Here is a 4,948-nt window from a genome sequence, read left to right on the forward strand (position 1 = left end):
ACCAGCTTGCAAATGATTGTCCTTTCCTTCATTTCTCTCCTATTACGAAGATTTTAAACAGGTTCTTAGCATAGATTCCGCTAACTAGTAGCGGAATGACGAATTTGTCGTTTTACAGCCACTTGGATAACAATTTGCCACTAAATAGTAGGAAATTCAGTAGCTTACAATGAATAATTGAAGTTTTTAATCAGGAAAAATACATGAGTAAATCATGTAGCTATAATCATTGTAAGCAACAATGAAAAAGTGCGGAAGTAGAAATTTGGGTTGACAAAATAAGAAAAAATATAGTATATTAATAATATTGATATTAACTTAAACTAATTATGCCAGCAGTAGTAAAGACAACATACAAAGACCGTCAAAATTAAAAAAAGCAAAAGAAATTCTGCTAGCTCCTGTAAGGTGGCTAATCACAGGTTTATTTATAGTATTACTTATGATGCTCATTATCTCGGCCCTAGTCTTTATTCTAGCCTTCATGGCATTGGATAAACTGTATCATCTTGCAGGAGGCAAAGCACCAGAATGGTTAGAGCAAAGAGCCGAAGCATTTATGGAGGCAGCACGTGTCCCACAAACAACACATGATACTGATGTAAGTAATGCAATCAGTATTAACATTCAAAAGCCAAGAGAAAACTATGGTGAACCTGATGTTGATGATAAGTTTATAGAGGAAATAGAAGGATTTATTGATCAGTTAGAGTGCATAGCAAATGGCACACAAAAAGCTGCAGATAAAGATCAACTTACAGAAGATGAGAAAAAACATACACTTGAGTGCTTGAAGCGTATGAAAAATAACCCTGATACACATAGTGGAAGCGGGTTAACATTGAAGCAAGTTTTAAATTTAGTTTGGAAGGCTTGCAACGATCAAACTAGAGCAAATAATATAGATATTAATACCTGCATATCACAGAGAAAATATCAATTGGTTAAACATTTAGTAGAATCACAAACAGAATGCGGAGTGCGTGATGGTCGTGGTTCAAGTACATGTTTTACTGGCACCTTTAACAGTATTGTCTCTTCCTTGTACATTTTTGAAGAGTTTTCCTTCTTGCAAAAAGCAGATAATAATATTATAAAGCGGGCATTTGAAAATGAGCTGCAAAAAAAGGGAGAAGAACTATTTAATCAGCTTTCTAATGATAAAGAAAAAAAAGAAGTTGCAGAAGCTTTAAGTAATCCTTCTACAGATTTCTTTTCAAGCTATGCAGAGTCATTTAAAAACCACTCTGCACGTGCAGTTTTAGGTGATAAAGAATGCGACAAATTAGTTAAAACTCATTTTAGTAATCTTCAGTACAATAAAACAATATCACGCTTTACCTAAAGTAATCACTTAACTAACGGCAAAGTGATACCATGCTGATTCATATATTTTCCTTTCATATCATCATATGATTTCTCACACTCACTTTCGCCGTTTAAAAATACGAATTGGCATGCGCCTTCATTAGCGTAAATTTTCGCGGGAAGCGGAGTGGTGTTTGAGAATTCGAGTGTGACATGACCTTCCCATCCAGGTTCTAAGGGAGTAACGTTTACTATAATTCCACATCTTGCGTAAGTTGATTTACCAACACAAATGACCAGTACATTCCTTGGTATACGAAAATATTCCACTGTACTTGCAAGCACAAAGCTATTTGGTGGAATTATGCATACGTCTGTTTCTTTATCTATAAAACTATTCTCAGAAAAATTTTTAGGGTCCACGATGGCTGAATTAACGTTAGTAAAAATTTTAAATTTATTATCCACTCTTGCATCGTAACCGTAAGATGATAGTCCGAAAGATATAACACCTTTGCTGCTTTTGTGATTCACAAAAGGCTCTATCATTCCAAAGTTTTCAGCTTTTTCTCTTATCCATTTATCTGGCATAACTGCCATAACTGTTCCTTAAAGTTGTGTAATACTTACGATAATATAAAATAAAATTTAAATGTAAACTGTAGCTTTTGTCATGCAATTAAAGCTTTTCAGTTTGATGTTTTGTTACAATAATTAGATTTATGTTCTTAACTAAAAATAATGCTTAGAAACTTTCTCCTGATTTTTGTATTCGTATTATTCACGCCGCCGTCAAATGCTGATGCCAGGAAATACATCAGAATTGTTGGATCTTCAACTGTTTTTCCTTTTATCTCGTTTATAGCCGAGGAGTTCAACCGTGTATTCCCTTTTAAGACTCCAGTTGTGGAATCAATAGGAAGCGGATCAGGATTCAAAATGTTTTGCTCAGGAATAGGGGAAGACACTCCAGACATCACCACTTCATCTCGCCCTATGAAGGAAGTAGAAAGAGAACTATGTAAAAGAAATAAAATTAACGAAGTGATAGAGATCATCATTGGCTATGATGGAATTGTCATTGCAAATTCAAATCAAAGCCATAGATTTGATTTCACAAAGAAGGACTTATTTGAAACTTTATCTGCATATTCTCAAGAAAATGATAAATTAGTAAAAAGTAATAAGAAGTTTTGGTCTGATGTAAATCAAGCCTTACCAAAAACAGAAATTGAAATTTATGGTCCACATCAAAATACAGGCACATACGAAACTTTGGTTAATTCTATTATGCTTGATCAATATTCATGCATGAACTCGAGAATTTTCAAAGAGAATTATAAAGATCAGGGAGAAAGAAAGAAAGCATGTGGCAATACAAGGGATGACGGAAGGTATATAGAAGTTGGAATTAATGAAAACATAATAATACAAAAATTGAAAAGTAACAAGAACGCTTTAGGGATATTTAGTTTTAGCTTTTTAATGAGGAATCAAGATAAAATACAAGGGAGCACAATTGCAGGAATTGAGCCAACTTACGAAAATATATCATCGGGAAAATATATATTAGCAAGACCTCTATACCTTTATATAAAGAAAAAACACCTGGATACTGTTGATGGATTAAGAGAATTCATAAAAGAAATTATAGATTCGATCGGCATTGAAGATGGGTACCTATCTAGGCTTGGTCTAATTCCACTTTCAAGTGAAGATATAAAGAAAGCTTCAGCAAAGGTTTATGATATAACGTGACGGCAACGTTTCTTTTATATCCTTTGTTCTAGCGTAGTCAGACCCAGCGCGGCGCGCTGGGATGACAATGGATTACTGATTAGGCAGTTCTGCGTTGTTGCAACACCCAGAAACAACCGGGTTCAAACTTTTCGTATTTGGACTTTCTGATTTCTCACAAACTCCTCCAATATAAGCTAGTACAGCCAATGCTGAAACTGCTGAAACTTCTAAAACTAATGCAACTACAGGATATGCCAGCACATAGGCTGCAATAGCACCAACTACGCCTAGAGCAATCTTCCCTTTGTGTTTACTCAAGAAGGTTGTATCGTTCTTTGCTGGAGTTTTGTTGCTACCATTTACTGGGGTTTGTTTGCCAGTAGACTCACTGTTTTGTTCCTTTTCTTTTGAAGGAGCCTTTAGAACATCTATTATCTTTTCCATATTTTCTTTGTTTTTTGACTTATGGTCCTCAGCCCACTTTAATAGAGACATTCCATATACCTGTATGTTAACATTAGCCCCGCTTTTCACTAGAGCTTCGAATGTCTCTAAATCGCCACGTTCAACAGCCTTAGATATTGGAGTCATTCCATCTGCACCCGCTGTGTTAACATCAGCTTTTGCTTTTTCTATTAGAAGATCTACTAGACCTTTATTAATAGGATCATCAAATTTCTTTTCAATAGCAATAATCAATGGAGTCAATCCATTTTCATCTACTGCATTAACATCAGCCCCTACTTTATTAGAAAATTTGCCACCTTTAAATCTGCACGGTCAAAAGCAGTCGTTAATAATGTGTGTTCGCGATCAGGAACAGTAGTAAACACATGATCTAAACTAAAACTCCCTTTTTCTCGCTCTTTATATGCATCTGAATCTGGTAATAATTGACCTTTCATTGCTTTAATTACGTCATCCTGACTTAGGCTGTCGTTAGTATTTATGGACTCTTCTGATGCGTTGTATATTTTTGAAAACTGTTCATACTCCATATTTTACCTCTATTCTCTATAATAAGTCTCATTATCACACATATTTACAAGTAAGTCAAATATATTGTTAATAACTGTTGCAACAAAGTGCTTGACGTTAGAATAGCTTTTATGGTTTTGTATAGCTAGAAAGTAACTCTATGGAACGCTTACGCTCAATTGTATTTATTGTGGGAATATTCCTATTGCTGTTTAGCTTAGCAATGCTTATTCCTGCTGTTACCAATAAGTATCTCAGCTACGAATGGAAAAATTTTCTCGCTGGATTCATAATTACCTGCACATCTGGCGTAACTTTTATTTTACTCGGTAAATTAAGTAGATTACATGGCATGCCAGCAATTTTTGCGATTACTAGTTGCACCTGGATTGCCTTGTCTCTGTTTGCAGCTATTCCTTTCTATTTTGATAATCTGAGCTATGTTGATGCATTATTCGAAACGATATCTGGCATCACAACCACAGGGGCAACTATATTTAATGATATTGAAAAGCAATCTCCGGGAATATTGCTGTGGAGAGCAATGCTACATGGCATAGGTGGTTTTGGTGTAATCACTTTAGGAATTGCAGTTTTTCCTATTCTCAAGATTCTCAGCCTAAATAATTTACTTTATTCTGAATATTCAGATGCTACCAAAAGGAAGTTGCCGAACACACGAAGCGTAGTGATTCATGTTACGGCAATATATTATGGCTTAATTTTGTTATGCATATTTTCCTATTATCTAGCTGGTATGCCACTGTTTGATGCAATATGTCACGGAATGTCTGCTGTATCAACTGGTGGATTTGCTAACCATAATGATTCTATAGGACACTATAATAACCCTATGTTAGAACCTGTTAAGGATCTCGAAAATATGAGGTAAAATAAGCATAGTTAAGAAAGAGGTATATCT

5 protein-coding genes and 1 pseudogene are annotated in these 4,948 nt (G+C 34.9%); 3 read left to right on the forward strand and 3 right to left on the reverse strand.

Annotation, left to right across the window (positions count from 1 at the left end):
* Window positions 1-484: 484 nt before the first annotated feature.
* Complete coding sequence (locus OZD61_RS01140) at window positions 485-1,345, forward strand: hypothetical protein (protein WP_274979540.1); 861 nt, start codon at window positions 485-487, stop codon at window positions 1,343-1,345.
* Window positions 1,346-1,350: 5 nt separating this feature from the next.
* Here OZD61_RS01140 and dcd read toward each other — a convergent pair whose 3' ends face one another.
* A complete protein-coding gene (gene dcd, locus OZD61_RS01145) occupies window positions 1,351-1,908 on the reverse strand; it encodes a dCTP deaminase (protein ID WP_182320326.1) in 558 nt (185 codons plus the stop codon).
* A 141-nt stretch (window positions 1,909-2,049) separates the two neighbouring features.
* Between dcd and OZD61_RS01150 the strand changes: the two genes are divergently transcribed.
* The gene (locus OZD61_RS01150; protein WP_274979541.1) at window positions 2,050-3,066 is read left to right on the forward strand and encodes a substrate-binding domain-containing protein; all 1,017 of its coding nucleotides are present in this window, start codon (window positions 2,050-2,052) and stop codon (window positions 3,064-3,066) included.
* Between the two features lie 72 nt (window positions 3,067-3,138).
* Here the strand turns inward: OZD61_RS01150 and OZD61_RS01155 are convergent.
* Together OZD61_RS01155 and OZD61_RS01160 are read right to left on the reverse strand one after the other, a co-directional pair.
* Window positions 3,139-3,777 (reverse strand): annotated as a pseudogene (locus OZD61_RS01155) (ankyrin repeat domain-containing protein); the annotation flags it as partial.
* Between the two features lie 11 nt (window positions 3,778-3,788).
* On the reverse strand, window positions 3,789-4,046 hold the full coding sequence (locus OZD61_RS01160; protein ID WP_274979542.1) for a hypothetical protein: 258 nt from the start codon (window positions 4,044-4,046) through the stop codon (window positions 3,789-3,791).
* Window positions 4,047-4,186: 140 nt separating this feature from the next.
* On the opposite strand from OZD61_RS01160, the gene OZD61_RS01165 reads away from it, so the two are divergent.
* Window positions 4,187-4,918: a potassium transporter TrkG gene (locus tag OZD61_RS01165; RefSeq protein WP_274979543.1), complete on the forward strand. Its 732-nt coding sequence runs from the start codon at window positions 4,187-4,189 to the stop codon at window positions 4,916-4,918.
* Window positions 4,919-4,948: the final 30 nt, after the last annotated feature.

The organism is Wolbachia endosymbiont of Drosophila bocki, assembly GCF_028982005.1.
Classification (GTDB): domain Bacteria; phylum Pseudomonadota; class Alphaproteobacteria; order Rickettsiales; family Anaplasmataceae; genus Wolbachia; species Wolbachia pipientis.